The following is an 18,997-nucleotide window of genomic DNA, read 5'->3' as shown; positions in this document are numbered from 1 at the left end:
GCGAATGGCAATGCCGTTCCTTTCTTACCGTGCCGGGTAAAAAGTATAGCCAGACGGTCGGCGCAGCCATTTCAGGAAGCCGATCCTGTCGCAGCTCTCCACGGCCAACTCCGGCACACCCGCTTCATCGACGTCACCCAAGGCTCCACTCGCCCACTCCTTGCGCAAGTTGTCGAGCATAGCCATGACAGCCAGCTCTCCGTTTTGCGCAGCTACATAGCGTGTTGTAAAGAAGCCGATGGCGATGTACCCATCGTCAAGCGCCAGACGAATACCACTCCCAGTAACCATGACTGCATAGAATCCCACCCCCTACCTCCCTACCTCATGTCGTGCCCCTGTTTCCTACCGGGCCGGGTATCAAGGTCAATCCCGGTTTTATTACATGCCCCCATGTACAGCACATGGGTTTGATCGATGTCTTTGATGAAGACCCCGGTGACCACCTGCATCTTCATATTCTCAAGCCCCGGCCCGCGCTTCGACAGTGGATTCGCGTAGCTGACCAGGGATATGCATACCTTGTCGCTCGGCCAGGACAGGTAGCTCTCAGCATCTTCAACCAGATATCTTTGCTCGAAAGCCACGACAACGTAGCCGCGCACGCGCACGTAACGGCGATCGTAAGCATCGGGGTTCGCGTTGAGCTGCCTCGGTGTTACGACGGGAAGCTCATCGCCATACGCACGCTGGGCAGCCGCGCATTGCAGCAGCAAAGCAGCTGCAAACAGACAGACGAGTTTCCTCACTTGCTGCATCCCCCTGGAGAAGCCACTTGCATGCAGCCATCGACTGGCTGCCACCCCTTCAAATCGACGGCACTATGGCAAACATGGCTTCCGCAGAACCATAGCTGGAAATGTAGCTCCTGGCACTATCGATACTACGGCTTAGAAAATCAGCCGCGACTTCTCCGGCATCCTGATCGCAATGCCAATTGTCGTAACTTGGAACAACCGCCTTCCCCGACACCACGTAGACATCACCGCCAAGCACTGCCACACCAATCTCCCGTAACCGCTCCAAGGCAAGCAATGCATCTTCCCGCGCCAACGCCCAGTTACGTACCCCGATACCATCCAGGTTTCGGCCAGCCGCCAGGATGGCGTCTACTTGCTCCGACCAGACATGTCCCATTATTTGTTGATCCTGGCAAAAGAAAGCATCCGCTCGGCGCCGCCGATCATTCTTGGCGCCGAAGCACATCATCAAGCTGAACTTCACGCTCCCATAGAACCAGGCTTCTGAATTCGAGTGGCGCACCTTCCTCGATGTCTCTCCACGGCTTCATGCCAACGAAAAGCTTGCATATCGAATCCATGGTCAGGTGGAAATCCTTCTCAAGTTCCGAGACCATCAACTGCTCTCCAGTAGCGCTGATGAAGGCTATAAGCACTTCATCATGAGTCAGCGCATCCCGGTTGATCGCCATAATCTTCGCAACCGAAGAGATCAGCATCTTATGTTGCTTGAACAGGCTCTTTCTTCTGATCAGGACGCCATCGCACAGGCTTAGCGAAGGGATAAACATCACTCCGCTCCCCGCTCTGTGCTCTTTCCCGGCTGGTATGGCGCCGTCCCCGTATAGCCCCACGGGGTCGTAGCCGCCCCCACCGATTCGATCTCGGCAATCCGCCCACCCGTCCTATAGGCCTGATACCTCGTCGTGTCGACAGGCTTCGCGCTGTATCGCCCCATGATCTGGATAAAGCCATGATCCAGGCCATACAGCTTCGATGCGAGCCTCGGGTTCTTCGGCATGCTCACCGCCACGCCATCGGCCACGTTCGACGACATGAACGAATCCTTCGTGGCGAACAGCATGGGAATGTCGGCGTAAGCGAAGTAGCCGTTGACAGAAACCAGGCGACCATCGAAGTCCTGGCCGTTGGCTATGAGTGTGCTGATCGATACGGCGCATACCTGTTCTTTGATATCGCCGAGCTTGAAGCAGAACCTGTCGACGTTGCCGTCCATGGCACTACCGGAGCACACCGCGAGCAGCAGAGCGATGATGGTCTTCATTTCACTTAGCCCCCAGTTACTCGGAGTCCGGTGTCCAAACAAAGAAACCGTCGACCCAATGATCTTGCCCGAGAACATATTCAACGATCTGGAAGTCATCCGGATAGTCCTTGAATACCGGCCGCTGGACCGCCCTGGCCATGGCTTCTTCCGCGGCCTCTGCAGTCCCATACGCGCCGATCATCTTGTAGTCGTCTTCGCGGTCCGCATTTTTGCGGCAGTGCTGGAGAAGGTAGATCTTCTGCTCGCACAGGGTCTCGCGTTTCGTATCAAACGGTTCATCCAACCATTGGGTAACCCGCGCAATCCAGATGCCGTCGCTCAGCTGAACTACGGCGCTCGCGTGGATTTCGCCGTCTGTTATGAAGACTTCCGCACCTTCGGTCAGTGCCCATGACAGCTCACCCAGGGCCTTCAGCACGCCCCTGGTGTTCAACCGCACGACGCCATCGGCGTCCGCATTATTGAAGTTGACCGGCAGCACATGCCTCATAGCAGCTTCCGTCCGAACATGGTCACGGGAATGCTGGAGATTCTACCGCTACCCTCTTTGACGCTCACCCTTACAGCTTGCGGCCAGATCCCACCTCGAACCCCTCGCCATTGGCAACGCAGTAGACGTACGGAAGGTCATCCGTATCACCCGGCTTGTCTTCCACCGACAAACGCCACACCGAATCATCATCCCCAAGATCCTGTTCTGAGGGCCGCAGAATCAGCGCCTTGCCGTTGCCCACATCGATGCGCAAACGACCGTCATCGGCAACCTCGGCACCGGCCATTTCATGCCCGATGCATCGATAAAGGTTCGCCAGGAGCACGGACCTTTGCTCGAAGAAATCGAACTCGGCCAGATCGCCAGGGTGTGCCGCGTCGACAAGGTAAGCCGCGCATCCAAACACCAGATCGACGTACACAAGCTTGCCGCTCACCCGCTGATCGCTGAGAAAGCGCAGCCACATCTGCGTGCTGTGGACACGAATCTCGTCCAGTACTGCGCCCGTAAGTATCCGGCGTACGCAGGTGGAAAATCGATTGGACGGGGAATCCACGTTACGGCTCATTGCTGGGGTATGCGGGTGGGCATCGATGACATGCATTGGAATCAGCAAGGCAGGCTCATGCTCAGTGCGAGTCGCCTGGAAGCTGCACCACTGCCGGCTTACCAAGATCAGCGGACGAACGCCCCTCGCTCACCACGAACTCACCCCCACGGACCACCCACCCATGCTTCGTCGTATCGAAATCCGCCAGCAGCTTGTGCTCCAGCGGAATACTCAACGCCCGCTGCTCACCCGGCTTGAGAAACACCTTGGCGAAACCCGCAAGACGCCGCGCCTTGGAGCCGGGCACCTGCACATAAACCTGGGCCACATCGGCACCGGCGCGCTTGCCGGTATTGCGCACTGTCGCCGTGGCCGTCACCTTTCCGCCCAGCACTTCGACCTTGACCGGCCCATGCTCGAACGTGGTGTACGAAAGCCCGTAGCCGAACGGGAACAGCGGCTGCAGATCCTTCGACTGATACCAGCGATAACCGACATTCGCACCTTCGATCGCGTAATCCACGCTCTCCGGCGGCGTGCCGCCACCTGCACCCGGCAGCTCCGGTCGCGGCAGCTGCGATACATCGCGTGGCCAGCTCAGCGGCAGGCGGCCGGAGGGATTGACCTTGCCGGAGAGGATGTTGGCAATACCGTTGCCCGCATCGCCGCCGGGATACCACACCTCAAGCACCGCGCCGACCTGCTCCAGCCACGGCATCGCGACGGGGCTGCCGTTTTCCAGCACCACGATGGTGCGTGGGTTGGCTTTGGCGACGGCGGCGACCAGCGCGTCCTGGCCATCGGGCAGCGACAGATCGCGTGCGTCGAAATCTTCGCCGGCCCACTTCTGCACGAACACCACCGCGACCTGCGACTTCGCCGCCAACGCTGCAGCGGCAGCCACATCCTCGCCACCGGCGAACTGCACCTTCGCCTTCGGCGCGATCGACTGCAGCGCCTTCAGCGGCGCATACGGGTGGTACGTCACGGGGCCCGGCCAATCGGTCGGTTTCAAACCCGGCACCGCATTGCCACCCTTGGCCGTCACCAGCGACGAACCGCCACCGGCCAGCACGCCCTTGTCGGCATGCGCACCGATCACCGCCATCGATTCCAGCTTGGCCACATCGAGCGGCAACAAGCCATTCTCGTTGCGTAACAGCACCGCGCCTGCCTCCAATGTTTCGCGCGCCACGGCAAGGTTGGCCTTCTCGTCGATCGGCGCCTTCTTCGCCGGATGCTCGAACACGCCGGCCGCAAAGAAGCTGCGCAGGATGCGCCGCGTCATGTCGTCGATGCGCGATTGCTTCACCTCGCCCTTCGCCAGCGCTTCGCGCAGCGGTGCATCGAAATAGATCTGCTTGTCGAAGATTTCGGCGGCGGATTCCTGATCCAGCCCCGCATTCACCGCCTTCGCCGCGCTATGCACGCCACCCCAGTCGGACATCACGAAGCCGGGGTACTTCCAATCGCGCTTCAACACCTGGTTGAGCAGATAGTCGTTCTCGCAGGCCCAGTCGCCGTTGAGCTTGTTGTACGAGCACATCACCGAGCCGGGCTTGCCGCGCTCGATCGCCAGCTCGAAAGCCAGCAGGTCGGATTCGCGCATCGCCTGCTCGCCGATGCGCACGTCGACGGTGGTGCGGCCGGTTTCCTGGTCGTTCAAGGCGAAATGCTTGATGGTGGACACCACGTGCTGGCTCTCGATACCGCGGATCGCCTCGCCCACCAGGGTGCCGGCCAGCAGCGGGTCTTCGCCGGCGTATTCGAAGTTGCGGCCGTTGCGCGGCTCGCGCATCAGGTTGGTGCCGCCGGCCAGCAATACGTTGAAACCCTTGGCGTGCGCTTCACCGCCGATCATCGCGCCGCCGCGGAAGGCCACTTTCGGGTCCCAGGTGGCGGCGGTGACGGGGCCGGCCGGTAGCGGCGTGGCGTAATCGCCGGGGCGCATGCGCTCTGAGCTGGCCACGCCAAGGCCGGCATCGCTTTCCTGTATGGCGGGAATACCCAGCCGCTCGATCGCGGGGATATAGCCGGCCGAACCGATATAACCCGGCGGCACCGGCTTGTCTTCCGGCTTGCGCGGGCCGGCGAAGTAGCTGCGGATAAGGTGGAACTTGTCGTCCTGCGTAAGTTGCTTCAGCAGCAGGTCGGCGCGCTGGTCGGGAGAAAGCCTGGCGTCGCTCCATGGGTGCGCAGTCGGCGCCTGTTGCGCCATGGCAAGGCCGATCCAGCCGGCCAGTCCGAACACGATGGCGCAGCGCAGTGCGTTGCCGGCTTTGCGTTTCATCCCTTGTCCTCCGCAATGGCATCGCTGCGGTGCGATGGCCGAGGAGGCGGAGTATGCACGCCGGGCGATCAGTTGTCCGTCGAGGTCACGACCGCGTTGATAAAAATCATCATGACTTTGGCGGAAATCATCACAGCCCATCCAGCCATGCGGCAAAGATTCCCCGCGCTGCACGGGTGAGCGTTGCGCCCTGCATGGCTGCATCGCGACGTATCGAATTCGGATCAATCCGATGCGAGGCCAACTCGTGCGCATGCCCGATCAACCAACGCTCCAACTGCGCAGCCTCTACTTCCAGATGGAACTGCAAGCCAAGCACATGCTGGTCGATGGCAAACGCCTGATTCGGAAAACCAGGCGTCTGCGCCAAGCGCTGCGCGCCGACGGGAATCGCAAACTAGTCGCCATGCCAATGCAGCACCGGCACCTCGCCGATATCTTTCAGCACGGAGGCGCGACCTTCAGCGGTCAGCGTCAACGCACCGAAACCGATCTCCACCTTCCCAGTCGACACCACCTCGGCACCAAGCGCCTGCGCGATCAGTTGCGCACCCAGGCAAATGCCCAGCGTTGGCTTGCGTGCGGCCAGCCGCGACGCGATCGCCGCACGCTCGCCGGCAAGAAAGGGGTAGTGCTCGACTTCGTAGACACCGATCGGCCCGCCAAGCACCACCACCAGATCGGCTGCGTCCAGCGTGCCCGCGTCGATCGCATCGACACCGGCTTCCAGATAACGCACCTCGTAACCGCGTTCCGCCAGCAAAGGCGCGAGCAAGCCAAGGTCTTCGAACGCGACGTGGCGAATCGCCAGTGCGGTACGTGTCATGCAGTCGACTCCTTGGCGTTGCGGGTTTCCCCCGGCGCGTGTCCACGCAGCGCGCCGGGCGGTCGCCCCACCACACGCTTGAACGCGCGGCTGAACGCCGCCAGCGAACCATAGCCGAGCTTGTACGCCACGCTCTCGATCGGCTCGCGGTCGCGCGTTAACCACTGCGCGGCCAGGCGCATGCGCAGTTCGGTGAGATAGCGCAGCGGCGTCATGCCGGTGACGGCGAGGAAGCGTTCGGCGAAGACGGAGCGCGAGCTGTCCATCTGCGCGGCCAGTTCGGCCACCGTCCAGTGGCGGCCGGGCTCGCGATGCAGCGCCACCAGCACCTTGCCCAGGCGCGGATCGCGCAGCGCTTCCACCCAACCAGTGGCATCGCCGCAGCCGCATTCCACCCAGCCGCGCACGATAAACGCCGACACCACATCGGCCAGCCGCGCCAGAATGCCGGCGGAGCCGGCGCGCGGGGACAGCGACTCGCGCTCCATCGCGTCGAGCATCGCGCACAGTTCCGGATTGCGCTCCAGCAAGGTGCCGACCAGCATCGCTTCGGGCATCGCAGCCACCAGCGATTGCATGCCACCCAGATCGAATTCCATACAGCCGCTGAAGACCAGCGTGCTGTCGCCGTGGCACACGCCGATATCCGCACAGCCGCGCACGGTCGGGCACAAGTCGGTGGCGCTCAGCGTGGTTACGTCCTTGCAAGCGTGCTTCGGCTCGGGATCGGACAGCAGATGGTGCGCGCCGCCACGCGGCAACAGCACGGCGGCGCTGGTATCGAGCCGATGCACGGTGCCGTCGGGGCTGCGCAGAAACACCGGCCCGCGCGCCACGAAATGGAACTGCGCACGCCCCGGCTCCTCGCCGAAGGCCAGCCCGAACGGCGCCGAAACCTCGATGCGCCGGTACTGCACGCCCACCAGCCGCATGCCGAGCAGCAGCTCGCTGGCCAGGTCGTGCGGGGCGGCGGATGGGAGGAGGTTGCTCATGGTGATCCGGACGATCGATCAAGCATGGAAGAGCCGGCATCATAGACCGTCCGGACGCACTTTCCTACGCTGCGTCCCTTCCTGGACAACCAAGAACGGAAAACACGATGGACGGAGGCATGCAGTCGATGGCCCGCGACACGGCGCGCGACAAGCCCGCCTGGGGCGCGGTGTTCTCTCTCACGCTGGGCGTGTTCGGCCTGGTCACGGCGGAATTCCTGCCGGCCAGCCTGCTCACGCCGATGGCCGCGAGCCTGGGCATCACCGAAGGCGTGGCAGGCCAGGCGGTGACCGCTACCGCGGTGGTGGCGATGATCACCAGCCTGCTGATCTCGGCGGCGACTCGGAACATCGACCGGCGCCGGGTGCTGATGGCGTTCTCGGTGCTGCTGATCGTCTCCAACCTGCTGGTGGCGTTCGCGCCCAACCTCGCCGCCGTGCTGGCCGGGCGCGTGTTGCTGGGTATCGCCATCGGCGGCTTCTGGACCATGTCGGCGGCCACCGCGATGCGGCTGGTGCCCGAGCACATGGTGCCGCGCGCGCTGTCGCTGATGTTCAGCGGGGTGTCGCTGGCCACTATCGCGGCAGCGCCGATGGGCAGTTACTTCGGCGCGCTGATCGGCTGGCGCAACGTGTTCCTGCTCGCGGTGGGATTGGGCGTGCTGGCGCTGGTGTGGCAGCTGGTTACTCTGCCGCGGATGGCGCCGAGCGGTTCCACGCGCTTGCGCACCCTGGTCGAGGTGTTGCAGCGGCCCGGCATGAGCCGCGGCATGCTCGCCTGCACCCTGGTGTTCACCGGCCACTTCGCGTTCTTCACCTATCTGCGGCCGTTCCTGGAAACCGTCACCGGCGTGGGTGTGAGCGGCCTGTCCGCGATCCTGCTCGGCTTCGGCATCGCCAACTTCGTCGGCACCTCGCTCGCCGGCCTGGTGCTGGAACGCAACCTGCGCGCGATGCTGCTGGGCATGCCGCTGCTGATGGGGCTGGTCGCGATCGGCCTGGTCACGCTCGGCCGCTTGCCGGCGGCGCACGCCGCACTGATCGCGCTATGGGGCATGGCCTTCGGCGGCGTGCCGGTGGCGTGGTCGACCTGGATCACGCGCACGGTGCCGGACCAGGCCGAAAGCGGCGGCGGGTTGATCGTGGCGGCCGTGCAGTTGGCGATCAGCCTGGGCGCGGCGATCGGCGGCGTGATCTTCGATGCCGGCGGCGCGCGCGGGGTGTTCGCGGGCAGTGCGCTGGTGTTGTTCGGTGCAGTAGCGATGGTGGTCCTCGGCTTTCGCGCGAGGACCGCCGCCGCGGTGACCTGAGCTACCTCGCTTGCGTTCCTCCAGCAGGGTGTCGATGTCTGGATCTGGCGTCGGTTCCATGCGCTTGAAGCCGGTGCGGTGACTTTTTGGTTTAGCTCTTTTGGCCATTTTAGCTGAACAGCTAAAATGCACTGTCTAGCTAATATTAGCTAAATATGCCATATTTGCTGTACAGCTAAAAAAGTCACTTTAACTAAAAAGGCGCAAGCCATGGGCGAAAACCTTGCGGGAACGTCTGAGCGTGCCCCCCCCCATTCCTTGGCCGACGCGGTCCTGGTGGGTCTGCTGGAGGCGACCAGGGGCCAGGTGGCCGTCCGCCACGATGAGTACCTGTTGAGTCCAGGCCGCTACTTGGACCTCTACCTGCGCCTGATCGTCGACGGTCAGGCGGTCGACTTCGCCATCGAATTGCTGGGACAGGCCTATCCGCGGGACATCGCCCAAGCCATCACCCAGGTCCGGAGCTTCGAGCCGCGCGGCGACACGCCGGTCATTCCCCTGATCGCCGCCGAAGCACTCAGCCGTGGCGCCCGGGAACTGTTGCGCCGGGAGGGCATCGCCTACTTCGACCGGCAGGGCACGCTGCACCTGCGCTGGCGGCATTGGATCATCGACATCCGCCAGGCCGAAGCCGGACCCGCGCACAAGCCGAAACAGAAAGCCATGAACCTGTTTACGAATGCACGCGCCAGCGTCGTGCATGCCTTGCTTCACTCCAGGCGCAAATGGCTGCAGGTGACCGAACTGGCCGAGTCGGCGCAGACCACGGGCTTTACCTGCTCCAAAGTCCTGCAGGAACTGGAGTTGCTGGAGTGGTGCGAAGCGGAGGGCACCGGCCCCGCCCGGCGCCGGCGCCTGGTCAAGCCCAATGCGCTGCTCGATGCGTGGGCGCAGGCCTGGCCTCCGAAGCACGAGAAGCGCACCCACTGGTACTGCTTCGCTCCGCCGACGCCTGGCAGCCTGCGGCAACGCGTGGCCGAGCCGCTGGCCGCGTATGCATCATCGTCCCCCTGGGCATTCACCGGCACGGCGCCGGCAAACGCCTATGCGCCGCTGCTCACCGCGGTCAGCGATGCCGAGATCATCGTTGCGCCGGGACACGCTGCACGGCTCGCGCAGCAGCTGGATCTGGAACCCGCGGACAAAGGCTTCAACGTCACACTGATCGAGCGCGACGTCTCCAGCCTGCTGTTCCGTGCATGCGATGACGACGGACTGTGGTCAGCCAGTCCCTTTATTCTCTACCTGGATCTGCTCAACGGACGGGGCAGAAACAAAGAGCTCGCCGACAACGTCCGCATGAAGATGGAGCTGGGTGCCGATGGGATCTGAAAACAAGCCTCGCACCGCCGACGGATATGGCGAAGAAGTCACCGGCGCATGCGAACAGGCACTCATCAGCTTGCTCGGCGCCTTTGGCACTTTGGGTGATGACTTGCGATTGATCGGCGGCCTTGCGCCGCGCTATCTGACGCCAGCGAATCCTCCGGAAGTGCCGGCCCATGCGGGCACCACCGACGTGGACATCGTGCTGGACCTGGCGGTGATCGGCGATGGAGAGAATTACGCCTCGCTGGCAGCGCAGCTGATCGAGCGCGGCTTCAGGCGCCATATGGAAGGCGGCAGGAGTTCGTCATGGCAATGGCGTCTCGAGGTCGGCGCTATTCCGGTACTGGTCGAATTGCTCAGCGACGGCGGCAATGCGTCGCGTCCGAAACAGGTGCCGCTGGCGGGCGAAGATGTTTCGACCATGGCGATGCCGCATGCAGGCATTGCGCGCGACTGGTTCATCACCCGCGAGTTGACGGCGCAGGCGGTGGGCGGCGGCGTACTCACGCGCAAGGTTCACGTCGCCGACGTACCGGCCTTCGTCATCCTCAAGGCGCTGGCTCTCAACCAGCGGTATGCGCCCAAGGATGCCGCGGATCTCATCCATGTTCTGCAGTACGCAGGAAGCATCGAAGAGATGGCCGGCATGTTCGTCGGGAAAAAACTGTCGGGCCTGCATGGCGCCGCCGTCGATGCCGGCATCGAGGCACTGCAATTCTCGTTCGTCCACCCCAGCCGGCCTGAGCTGTCGCATACCTGCGACGGTCCGGTGAAGTACGCCGGCTTCCACTACGCCGCCGCTGGCGAGGAGGCGCTGATGGAAGCCCAGCGCTTTGCGGCGAACCTGGTGCGCAGGTTTCTTGCCAGGTACGAGGTACTGCTCAAGGAGGCGAGGAAATCCGCGCGACGCATCATGGAAAGCGACAAGGCCTGACGCAGCCGGGAAACGGTTCCGTCGATCCGGGCGCATAAAAAAACTGCTGGAACATCGCTGTTCCAGCAGTCCTTCAGATCACCTCGCAGAACTCCGACCCTTGAAGGTCAGAGCGCGTAGTACATCTGGAACTCCAGCGGATGCGTGCTGGCGCGGTAGCGGGTGACTTCCTGCATCTTCAGCGCGATGTAGGCGTCGATGAAGTCGTCGGTGAACACGCCGCCGGCCTTGAGGAAGTCGCGGTCCTTGTCCAGCGAATCCAGCGCCTGGTCGAGGCTGGAGCACACCTGCGGGATGTTCTTCTCTTCTTCCGGCGGCAGGTCGTACAGGTCCTTGTCGGCCGGCGCGCCCGGGTCGATCTTGTTGATGATGCCGTCGAGGCCGGCCATCATCAACGCGGTGAACACCAGGTAGCCGGAGTTCATCGGATCGGGGAAGCGCACTTCGATGCGGCGGCCCTTCGGGTTGGACACGTACGGAATGCGGCAGCTCGCCGAACGGTTGCGCGCCGAGTAGGCCAGCATCACCGGCGCTTCGAAGCCCGGCACCAGGCGCTTGTAGCTGTTGGTGGTGGAGTTGGCGAAGGCGTTGATCGCCTTGGCGTGCTTGAAGATGCCGCCGATGTACCACAGCGCGGTCTGGCTCAGGCCGCCGTACAGGTCGCCGGCGAACAGGTTCTTGCCGTCCTTTGCCAGCGACTGGTGCACGTGCATGCCGCTGCCGTTGTCGCCGACGATCGGCTTGGGCATGAAGGTGACGGTCTTGCCGTTCTGGTGGGCCACGTTCTTGATGACGTACTTCATGGTCATCAGCTCGTCGGCCTTCTGCACCAGCGTGTTGAACTTCACGCCGATCTCGCACTGGCCCGCATTGGCCACTTCATGGTGGTGCACTTCCACCACCTGGCCCAGCGACTCCAGCACCTTGCACATGTCGGCGCGCAGGTCGCCCAGCGAGTCCACCGGGCTGACCGGGAAGTAGCCGCCCTTCACGCCCGGACGGTGGCCGGTGTTGTTGTCCTCGTACTTGTAGCGCGACGACCACGCGGCTTCTTCGGAGCCGATTTCGTAGAACACGCGGCCCATGTCGTTCTGCCAGCGCACGGAATCGAAGATGAAGAATTCCGGCTCCGGACCGAAGAAAGCGGTGTCGGCGATGCCGGTGGACTTCAGGAAGGCTTCGCCGCGCTTGGCGATCGAGCGCGGGTCGCGGCCGTAGGCCTGCATGGTGCTGGGTTCGAGCACGTCGCAGTGCAGGACCATCTGGGTGTGGCCGCTGAACGGGTCGAGGTAGGCGGTGTCCGGGTCGGGCAGCAGGATCATGTCCGACTCGTTGATGCCCTTCCAGCCGGCGATCGAGGAGCCGTCGAACATCTTGCCGTCTTCGAAAGTCGACTCGTCGATGCTGTGCGCCGGGAAGGTGACATGGTGGTGCTTGCCAAGCATGTCGGCGAAACGGAAGTCGACGAACTCGACGTCGTGTTCCTGGATCAGGTCGAGCACTTTCTGGGCGGACATGACGAACCTCGAATGGGTGGGGACGTGGAAACAATTCGCTCTTTGGCAAACTCCATGCCAGCGGATGGAGCCAAGCCGGATCAGTTACTTGCGTAAGGACGACGTGAAGCAAGGTGGTCGCATTGCACCATATTGGGGCTGATCCCGAAGCGCAATTGCACCAAGAAGGCTGAATGCACTCCCTCGCCGACAACGTCCGCCATCCTAGCCCGAGTCCAAGCCGCCCGCGTAGGTTGGGGTGAGCCGGAGGCGAACCCCAACATGGCGGTGCGGGGTTGTTGGGGTTCGCCTCCGGCTCACCCCAACCTGCGACGTCATACCACCGTCACTCCCGCCCACTAGCGTCCCGCGCCCATCCATCTCGCGCTGCGAGCGCCCGTGACCGACCCCGCCGCCGGGCTGTCGCGCCTGTTCGAGGAACAGCGCGACACCCTCAACCGCTATTTCCTCAGGCGCACCGCGCATGCCTGGGATGCGCAGGACCTGGTGCAGGAGGTCTACCTGCGCCTGCTGCGCGCGGACCGGCACGGTGCACAGGACATCCGCAACCCCGAGGCCTACCTGTTCACCATCGCCTCCAACCTGTTGCGCGAGCACGCCACGCTGCGCCAGCGCGCACCGGTGAGCGGCGATGCGCTGGAACACGTGCTGGAACGGCTGGCGATTCCCTGCGAAGCGGCGGCCGACGTGGACCGCGAACTGCGCCGCCGCCGGCTCGGCGAACTGATTGCCCGGCTTACCCCGCGCTGCCGCGCGGTGCTGGTCATGCACTACCGCGACGAACTGGGCTATCGCGAGATCGGCGAACGCCTTGGCGTGTCCTCGAACATGGTGAAGAAATACATCGTCAAGGCGCTGGCCGCGTGCCGCATCGGGATGGCGCGCTATGACTGACGCCGTCGATCCGCGCCTGCTGCGCCGCGTCGCCGAACAGGCCGCCGAGTGGTACCTGGAGCAGCGCGAAGGACTGGACGCGGCACAGCGCACGCGCTTCCTCGCCTGGCTGCGGCAATCGCCGCTGCATGTCTCCGAATACCTCGGCATGGCCCGCCTGCACGGCGACCTGGGCGCCGCCGCCGCGCTCGAATCGCTGGACACCGCCGCGCTCACCGAACTGGCCGCGACCGAACGCGCGGTGGTGCCGCTGCGTCCGCTGCTGCCACGTGCGCCCTCGGCAGCGCCGACGCGCCGCACCGGCACGCCATGGTGGCAACAGGCCCTGGCCGCCTGCGCGGTGGCGCTGATCGGCGGCGCCGCCTTCCTGCGCGACATGCCTGCACCGATGGACGTCTATGGCGCCGCCGGCGAAGTGCGCCAGCTCGCCCTCGACGACGGCACCCTGCTGCAACTCGACCGCGGCAGCGCCGTAGCCGTGCGCTACGACGGCACGCAGCGCCGCTTCGAACTGCTGCGCGGCGGCGCGTTGTTCGACGTAGGCAAGGATCCGTCGCGTCCGCTGCGCGTCGGCGTGGGCCCGCAGGTGCTGGAAGATGTCGGCACCGTCTTCGACGCGCACCGCACCGCGGATGGCGCCAGCGTCGCGGTGATCAGCGGCGAAGTGCGCATCTGGCCGGGCGAACCACGGACCGCACGACCGGAAGCACTGGCCGACCTGCGCGCCGGCCAGTACGCGGAAATAACCGGCGGCCACCTCGCTGCGCTGGAACGACGGGCCGACCTGGCACAGCACACCGCCTGGTTGCCGGCCGATATCCATTTCGAACACAGCACGGTGGGCGACGTGGCGCGCCGCTTCGACGCCTACGGCGGCAAGCCGTTGCGCATCGACGACCCGGCGCTGGCCACCACCCGCATCAGCGGCCGTTTCCACGCGCGCGACCCGGAAGCATTCGTGGCCTATCTGGGCAGCTTGCCCGGCGTGCGCGTGCAGCGCGGCGCGGATGACATTCGTATTACGCGCAAGCTGTAAGAAAAAATTCATCGAATCGGCGGTACCCGACTGGCGCGCCGGGCACTCGTAGAGGTTATGTGGCGGCGATGCGTGTGCAGCGCCGCCTTTCTTTTCCCTCTCGCCCCAAGGTTCGCTCCATGCGCAAGACGCTCGCCCTCCATATCGCGCTGCTGCTCGGCGGCACGCTGTCCGTGTCGCTCCATGCGCAGGAACCCGCTGCTGCCTCCGCGCCGGCGATCGCGCCGATGCCGCTGGCACAGGCGCTGGACCTGCTGGCCAGCCGCAGCGGCCTGCAGCTCGTCTATTCGGCCGACGTGGCCGAGAGCGTAAAGAGCCGCGGCGCCAGCGCCGGCGCGCCGCGCGAGCAGTTGCGCCAATTGCTCGCCGGCACCGGCCTGGACTACCGCTTCGTCACCCCCACCACCGTCACCATCGTGCCGGCGGCGCGCACGGGAAACGCACCGGCGGCGGACGCGACGGCATCGCGCGGCCTGCCGCCGGTGGACACCGATAACGCCACGCGCGAACTGGCGCCGATCAGCGTGCATGCCAACGCGGTAGACACGCTGGCGCCGAGCGCTGCGCCGCTGGATGCGGTGCAGCCGACCTCGGTGATCGACGAGCGCTTTATCCGCGACGGCCTGCGCTTCAACTCCAACTTCGACGACATCATCAAGTACGCGCCCAGCGTCACCGTCACCTCGCCGGAAGGTCCGGGCCTGGGCAAGAACGAAGGCATCAGCATCCGCGGCTTCCAGGACGGCCAGTTCAACATCACCTTCGACGGCATCCCGTTCGGCGACGCCAGCGATCTGCACCACACCACCTCGGCCTACTTCAACAACCACGTGCTGGGCCAGGCCGAGATCGACCGCGGCCCCGGCGGCGGCTCGACCATCGGCAACGCCACCTTCGGCGGCACGGTGGGTCTGCGTTCGCGCGATCCCAGCGACGTGCCGGGCATCACGCCCTACCTCACCGTGGGCAGCTGGAACACGCGCGCCGGCGGTGTCGCGGTGGACGAGCAGCTGGGCGCGCACACCAGGCTGTTCGCCGATATCTCCAAGGAAGCCAGCGACACCTACCTCAAGGGCACCGACGACCGCCGCGAGCATGCCTTCGTCAAGACGGTGACCGATCTGGGCGCCGCCACCACGCTGACCTTCGTCACCAGCTACAACCAGGAACACCAGAACACGGTGCAGGGCGCGACCCTGGGCGAGATCGCGCAGTACGGCTGGCGCTATGGCCTGCGCGACGATCCGCGGCTGCAGTCGTACCAGGACTACAACCGGGCCGCGTACTACTCCAGCTTCACCTATGTCGGCCTGGTCACGCGGCTGGGCGAATGGGACGTGGACAACAAGGTCTACTACAACAGCTTCGACCACTGGTCGCTCAAGACCAGCGACGCCACCGATAACAACTTCGCCGACAACGGCGTGACCTTCTACGACGCGAAAGGCAAGAAGCTGGGCAAGTCCGCCACCGACGTGCCGGGCAAGCAGGCCGACAACGGCTTCCGCGCGTTTGGCGACGTCTTGCGCCTGGGGCGCGAGCTGGGTCCGGGCACCTTGCAGACGGGCGTGTGGCTGGAGCGCAATCTGGATCAGCGCTATCAGTTGCCGCTGGACATGACCACCGGCCAGCACAGCGGCACCAAGTACGGCCCGGTCTACAACTACCAGTTGCAGGACCGCACCGACACCGCGCAGCCCTTCGTGCAGTACGACTGGCGCCTCACCGACCAGCTCACGCTGAGCCCGGGCCTGCGCTATGCCTCAGTCACGCGCAGTCTGGATGCAAGCCTCAACAAGATCTCGCCGCCGGTGCCCGCGCATGCCGAGGCGACCTATAGCGCCACCCTGCCCTCGCTGAGCTTGCACGACCGCCTCAGCGACGAATGGAGCGCCTACGCGCAGGTGGCGCGAGGCTTCCTGGCCCCGCCGATCGACGTGATCGAATTGAACGGCACGCGCGGGCTGGATCCGGAACTGACCACCAATTACCAGATCGGCACGGCCTATGCGACGCGCGGGCTGACCTTCGGCGCCAACCTGTACTACATCGATTTCAAGAACCTGATCGCGCAGACCGAGGTGAAGACCGCCAATGGCAACGAGAGCGCCTACGTCAACGGCGGCGGTGCGGTCTACAAGGGCGCCGAGGCGGAAGCGACCTATGCGCTGACGCCGTCCCTGAGCCTTTACGGCAACGCCAGCTATAACCAGGCAACCTACAAAGGCAGCAGCGTGCAGGTCGCGGCCACGCCGAAAGTGACGGCCGCGCTGGGCCTGCTCTACAGCAGCCAGCAGGGCTGGTTCGGATCGCTGATGGGCAAGTTGGTGGGCCATCAGTACGGACTGGACAACGCCACCGATGCCAGCGGCAAGGACGTGTTCGCCAACCAGGCGCGCATCTCCGGCTATATGTCGTGGGATGCGGCATTCGGCTTCCGTGGCGATCATGGCCCCTGGGGCGGCAAGGGCTACTCGGTGAGCGTGGACATCAACAACCTGTTCAACGTGCACAAGCTGGCCGGCTACGCGGGCACGCAGTCGGTCAGCGGCACGCCGCTGTACTTCGGGCTGCCGGGCCGTGGCGTGTTCCTCGATCTGTCGGTGAAGCTGTGAGGATGCCGGGCGGCATCGTCCGCGTAGCGCTGCTGGGTGCGGCGCTGCTGGCACCCGTAGTGGCGCAGGCAGATGAGGCGACGCTGCGCCTGCGCATCGTGGTGCTGCGCCATGGCGTGCGTGCGCCGACCAAGGCGCCGGATGCGCTGGCGCCTTATGCCAACCGGCCGTGGGCCGCGTGGCCGGTGGCGCCGGGGCAGCTCACCCCGCACGGCATCGACGGCATGCGCGCGCTGGGTGCGAGCTATCGTCGCATGTTCGCGGTTGACGGGCTGTGGTCCGGTGCCTGCGATCGAGCCGGCGAGCTTGTCGTGATTGCCGACAGCACGCCGCGCAATCACGCCAGCGGCGCGGCGCTGGTGCAGGGGCTGATGCCGGATTGCCACGGCACGTATCTCGCCTTGCCTACCGAGCAGAACAACGCGCTGTTCCATGTCGGCGGCAAGGATGACGACAAGGACGACGACGACAAACCGGCGCTGCCCGCGACATGGCCACCCGCGGAGTTGGCCGAACTGCAACGCGTGCTGCTCGGTTGCGAAGGTTCGAACTGCCTGGCCCAGGCGCATGCGGACGGCCGCAAGACCTTGCTCGACGCAGCCGACGATACGGAACGCGCCAAGGCGCTGAAGACCGCCGGCAGCCTGAGCGAAAACCTGATGCTGGAATACGCGCAGGGCTTCCCTTCCGCGCAGGTGGCCTGGGGCCAGGGTGACGAAGCGGCGATCGGCCGTCTGGTCACCATGCACAACCTGCAGTTCGCACTGGCCAAGAAAACGATGCCGGCCGCTGCGCGCGGTGGCTCCAACTTGCTGGCGCACGTGCTGGCGACCCTGCAGCAGGCGGCCGGCGAGAAGCCGCAAGCCGCATCGCTGGCGCCAGCCTCGGCGCGTGCCGTGCTGGTGGTGGGTCACGACACCAACCTCGCGCAACTGGCCGGGCTGCTGGATGTGGACTGGCACGACGCCGCGCACCCGGACGACTATCCACCCGGTGGCGCGCTGGTGTTCGATCTGTGGCAGGCGCATGGCAATGTCAGCGTGACCGTCTCCACCGCGATGCCCACTTTGGATGCCTTGCGCCATGCGGACTTCGCCGCAGCGGACGCGCTGGTGCGCAAGACGCTGAAGCTCGCGCCCTGCCCCGGCAGCGACCGATGCCCGCTGGACCAGGTTTCCCGTTGGTTGCGCACGCGCATGGACGCCACGCGTATCGATCCCGCACTGCCGGCGCTGCGTGCCTGGCCCGCCGCATCGCAAGAAGCTCCGCATGAACCAGCAGTCAGCAAACCGGCCACGGCGGTGCCCCAAGCCAAGGGCTAGCGCTTAAGCTATGGCGCTTTGCAGTAGCCCGGAGTTCCGCACGTGACCGATCTGATCAAAGTCGTCCTGCTCGGCATCATCGAAGGCATCACCGAGTTCCTGCCCATCTCCAGCACCGGCCACCTGCTGATCGCCGAGAAGCTGGGCCTGGGTGAGCGCTCAGACCTGTTCAACGTGGGCATCCAGGCCGGCGCCATCCTCGCGGTCACCTTCATCTACTGGAAGCGCATCTGGAGCCTGCTGACGCAGTGGCGCGATTCGGCCAACCGCGACTATCTGTTGAAGCTGTTCGTGGCTTTCATGATCACCGCGGTGCTGGGCTTCATCGTCACGCACATGGGCTTCAAGCTGCCCGAGGCGGTGACCCCGATCGCGTGGGCCTTGGTGATCGGCGGCCTGTGGATGCTCGGCGCCGAGCAGATGGCCGCCCGCCAGGTCGACCGCACCGAGGTCACCTGGACGGTGGCGATCCTGGTCGGCATCGCGCAGATCGTGGCTGGCGTGTTCCCCGGCACCTCGCGCTCGGGCGCAACCATCTTCACCGCCATGCTGGCCGGCACCAGCAATCGCGCGGCAGCCACCGAGTTCGCCTTCCTGGTGGGCATTCCCACCATGTACGCCGCCACCGGCTATGAGCTGTTGAAGGTGCTGAAGAACGGCGGCGTGGCGCACGAGGACTGGACCGCGCTGGTGGTCGGTTTCGTGGTCTCGGCCATCGTCGCCTTCGTCGCGGTGAAGTGGCTGCTGGGCTATATCCGCACGCACCGCTTCACGCCGTTCGCGATCTACCGCATCGCGCTGGGTGTTGCGCTGCTGCTGTTGATGCCGGCCGGCGCATAAGAGCACCGCGAGGTAGGTTGG

Annotated in this window: 20 protein-coding genes; 8 read left to right on the top strand and 12 right to left on the bottom strand. The window is 64.7% G+C overall.

What is annotated here, in order from left to right; all coding sequences use genetic code 11:
* Positions 1 to 24: 24 nt before the first annotated feature.
* The 11 genes from AB4083_RS15275 to AB4083_RS15225 form a co-directional block, all read right to left on the bottom strand.
* Positions 25 to 309 (bottom strand): hypothetical protein, encoded by a 285-nt coding sequence (locus AB4083_RS15275; RefSeq protein ID WP_441608935.1) that lies wholly within the window; start codon positions 307 to 309, stop codon positions 25 to 27.
* Between the two features lie 11 nt (positions 310 to 320).
* Positions 321 to 749, bottom strand: a complete 429-nt coding sequence (locus AB4083_RS15270) for a hypothetical protein (RefSeq protein WP_441608934.1) — start codon at positions 747 to 749, stop codon at positions 321 to 323.
* Positions 750 to 807: 58 nt separating this feature from the next.
* Positions 808 to 1,224, bottom strand: coding sequence for a hypothetical protein (locus AB4083_RS15265; protein WP_441608933.1), 417 nt, complete (start codon positions 1,222 to 1,224; stop codon positions 808 to 810).
* Positions 1,184 to 1,531 (bottom strand): hypothetical protein, encoded by a 348-nt coding sequence (locus AB4083_RS15260; RefSeq protein WP_441608932.1) that lies wholly within the window; start codon positions 1,529 to 1,531, stop codon positions 1,184 to 1,186. Before AB4083_RS15260 ends, AB4083_RS15265 begins: the two co-directional genes overlap by 41 nt.
* Positions 1,531 to 2,025 (bottom strand): hypothetical protein, encoded by a 495-nt coding sequence (locus AB4083_RS15255; protein ID WP_441608931.1) that lies wholly within the window; start codon positions 2,023 to 2,025, stop codon positions 1,531 to 1,533. Before AB4083_RS15255 ends, AB4083_RS15260 begins: the two co-directional genes overlap by 1 nt.
* 16 nt (positions 2,026 to 2,041) lie before the next feature.
* Positions 2,042 to 2,518, bottom strand: a complete 477-nt coding sequence (locus tag AB4083_RS15250; RefSeq protein WP_441608930.1) for a DUF7336 domain-containing protein — start codon at positions 2,516 to 2,518, stop codon at positions 2,042 to 2,044.
* A gap of 70 nt (positions 2,519 to 2,588) precedes the next feature.
* Entirely contained in the window at positions 2,589 to 3,077 is a 489-nt protein-coding gene (locus tag AB4083_RS15245) for a hypothetical protein (protein WP_441608929.1), read from the bottom strand.
* A 73-nt stretch (positions 3,078 to 3,150) separates the two neighbouring features.
* A complete protein-coding gene (locus AB4083_RS15240; protein ID WP_441608928.1) occupies positions 3,151 to 5,361 on the bottom strand; it encodes a beta-glucosidase in 2,211 nt (736 codons plus the stop codon).
* Between the two features lie 130 nt (positions 5,362 to 5,491).
* Positions 5,492 to 5,731, bottom strand: coding sequence for a hypothetical protein (locus AB4083_RS15235; RefSeq protein WP_441608927.1), 240 nt, complete (start codon positions 5,729 to 5,731; stop codon positions 5,492 to 5,494).
* A 27-nt stretch (positions 5,732 to 5,758) separates the two neighbouring features.
* A complete protein-coding gene (locus AB4083_RS15230) occupies positions 5,759 to 6,187 on the bottom strand; it encodes a glutamine amidotransferase-related protein (RefSeq protein WP_441608926.1) in 429 nt (142 codons plus the stop codon).
* The gene (locus tag AB4083_RS15225; protein WP_441608925.1) at positions 6,184 to 7,179 is read right to left on the bottom strand and encodes an AraC family transcriptional regulator; all 996 of its coding nucleotides are present in this window, start codon (positions 7,177 to 7,179) and stop codon (positions 6,184 to 6,186) included. Before AB4083_RS15225 ends, AB4083_RS15230 begins: the two co-directional genes overlap by 4 nt.
* Positions 7,180 to 7,286: 107 nt before the next feature.
* On the opposite strand from AB4083_RS15225, the gene AB4083_RS15220 reads away from it, so the two are divergent.
* The 3 genes from AB4083_RS15220 (at position 7,287) to AB4083_RS15210 (ending at position 10,752) form a co-directional block, all read left to right on the top strand.
* Positions 7,287 to 8,489, top strand: a complete 1,203-nt coding sequence (locus AB4083_RS15220) for an MFS transporter (RefSeq protein ID WP_441608924.1) — start codon at positions 7,287 to 7,289, stop codon at positions 8,487 to 8,489.
* A gap of 210 nt (positions 8,490 to 8,699) precedes the next feature.
* Positions 8,700 to 9,821 (top strand): type IV toxin-antitoxin system AbiEi family antitoxin, encoded by a 1,122-nt coding sequence (locus AB4083_RS15215; protein ID WP_441608923.1) that lies wholly within the window; start codon positions 8,700 to 8,702, stop codon positions 9,819 to 9,821.
* The gene (locus tag AB4083_RS15210) at positions 9,811 to 10,752 is read left to right on the top strand and encodes a hypothetical protein (protein ID WP_441608922.1); all 942 of its coding nucleotides are present in this window, start codon (positions 9,811 to 9,813) and stop codon (positions 10,750 to 10,752) included. The genes AB4083_RS15215 and AB4083_RS15210 overlap by 11 nt, the downstream gene beginning before the upstream one ends.
* Before the next feature lie 107 nt (positions 10,753 to 10,859).
* Here AB4083_RS15210 and glnA read toward each other — a convergent pair whose 3' ends face one another.
* Entirely contained in the window at positions 10,860 to 12,269 is a 1,410-nt protein-coding gene (gene glnA, locus AB4083_RS15205; RefSeq protein WP_441608921.1) for a type I glutamate--ammonia ligase, read from the bottom strand.
* A gap of 378 nt (positions 12,270 to 12,647) precedes the next feature.
* On the opposite strand from glnA, the gene AB4083_RS15200 reads away from it, so the two are divergent.
* The 5 genes from AB4083_RS15200 (at position 12,648) to AB4083_RS15180 (ending at position 18,976) form a co-directional block, all read left to right on the top strand.
* Positions 12,648 to 13,163, top strand: a complete 516-nt coding sequence (locus AB4083_RS15200) for an RNA polymerase sigma factor (protein ID WP_441608920.1) — start codon at positions 12,648 to 12,650, stop codon at positions 13,161 to 13,163.
* Positions 13,156 to 14,199, top strand: a complete 1,044-nt coding sequence (locus tag AB4083_RS15195; RefSeq protein WP_441608919.1) for a FecR family protein — start codon at positions 13,156 to 13,158, stop codon at positions 14,197 to 14,199. The genes AB4083_RS15200 and AB4083_RS15195 overlap by 8 nt, the downstream gene beginning before the upstream one ends.
* A 119-nt stretch (positions 14,200 to 14,318) precedes the next feature.
* Positions 14,319 to 16,814, top strand: coding sequence for a TonB-dependent receptor domain-containing protein (locus AB4083_RS15190; protein ID WP_441608918.1), 2,496 nt, complete (start codon positions 14,319 to 14,321; stop codon positions 16,812 to 16,814).
* Between the two features lie 2 nt (positions 16,815 to 16,816).
* Entirely contained in the window at positions 16,817 to 18,136 is a 1,320-nt protein-coding gene (locus tag AB4083_RS15185) for a histidine-type phosphatase (RefSeq protein WP_441608917.1), read from the top strand.
* Positions 18,137 to 18,178: 42 nt separating this feature from the next.
* Positions 18,179 to 18,976, top strand: a complete 798-nt coding sequence (locus AB4083_RS15180; RefSeq protein WP_441608916.1) for an undecaprenyl-diphosphate phosphatase — start codon at positions 18,179 to 18,181, stop codon at positions 18,974 to 18,976.
* Positions 18,977 to 18,997: the final 21 nt, after the last annotated feature.

Origin of the sequence: Dyella sp. 2RAB6 (assembly GCF_052115385.1) — a bacterium.
Classification (GTDB): domain Bacteria; phylum Pseudomonadota; class Gammaproteobacteria; order Xanthomonadales; family Rhodanobacteraceae; genus Dyella_D.
The sequence above is the reverse complement of the archived record's forward strand: the minus strand, read 5'-3'. Positions and strand labels throughout refer to the sequence as shown.

Bases quoted from the DNA above. Each gene is read 5' to 3' on its own strand.
- AB4083_RS15220 (WP_441608924.1), top strand. From the start codon at position 7,287: ATGGACGGAGGCATGCAGTCGATGGCCCGCGACACGGCGCGCGACAAG.
- AB4083_RS15225 (WP_441608925.1), bottom strand. From the start codon at position 7,179: ATGAGCAACCTCCTCCCATCCGCCGCCCCGCACGACCTGGCCAGCGAG.
- AB4083_RS15250 (WP_441608930.1), bottom strand. From the start codon at position 2,518: ATGAGGCATGTGCTGCCGGTCAACTTCAATAATGCGGACGCCGATGGC.
- AB4083_RS15240 (WP_441608928.1), bottom strand. From the start codon at position 5,361: ATGAAACGCAAAGCCGGCAACGCACTGCGCTGCGCCATCGTGTTCGGA.
- glnA (WP_441608921.1), bottom strand. From the start codon at position 12,269: ATGTCCGCCCAGAAAGTGCTCGACCTGATCCAGGAACACGACGTCGAG.
- AB4083_RS15185 (WP_441608917.1), top strand. From the start codon at position 16,817: ATGCCGGGCGGCATCGTCCGCGTAGCGCTGCTGGGTGCGGCGCTGCTG.
- AB4083_RS15230 (WP_441608926.1), bottom strand. From the start codon at position 6,187: ATGACACGTACCGCACTGGCGATTCGCCACGTCGCGTTCGAAGACCTT.
- AB4083_RS15215 (WP_441608923.1), top strand. From the start codon at position 8,700: ATGGGCGAAAACCTTGCGGGAACGTCTGAGCGTGCCCCCCCCCATTCC.
- AB4083_RS15210 (WP_441608922.1), top strand. From the start codon at position 9,811: ATGGGATCTGAAAACAAGCCTCGCACCGCCGACGGATATGGCGAAGAA.
- AB4083_RS15255 (WP_441608931.1), bottom strand. From the start codon at position 2,025: ATGAAGACCATCATCGCTCTGCTGCTCGCGGTGTGCTCCGGTAGTGCC.
- AB4083_RS15195 (WP_441608919.1), top strand. From the start codon at position 13,156: ATGACTGACGCCGTCGATCCGCGCCTGCTGCGCCGCGTCGCCGAACAG.
- AB4083_RS15190 (WP_441608918.1), top strand. From the start codon at position 14,319: ATGCGCAAGACGCTCGCCCTCCATATCGCGCTGCTGCTCGGCGGCACG.
- AB4083_RS15260 (WP_441608932.1), bottom strand. From the start codon at position 1,531: ATGTTTATCCCTTCGCTAAGCCTGTGCGATGGCGTCCTGATCAGAAGA.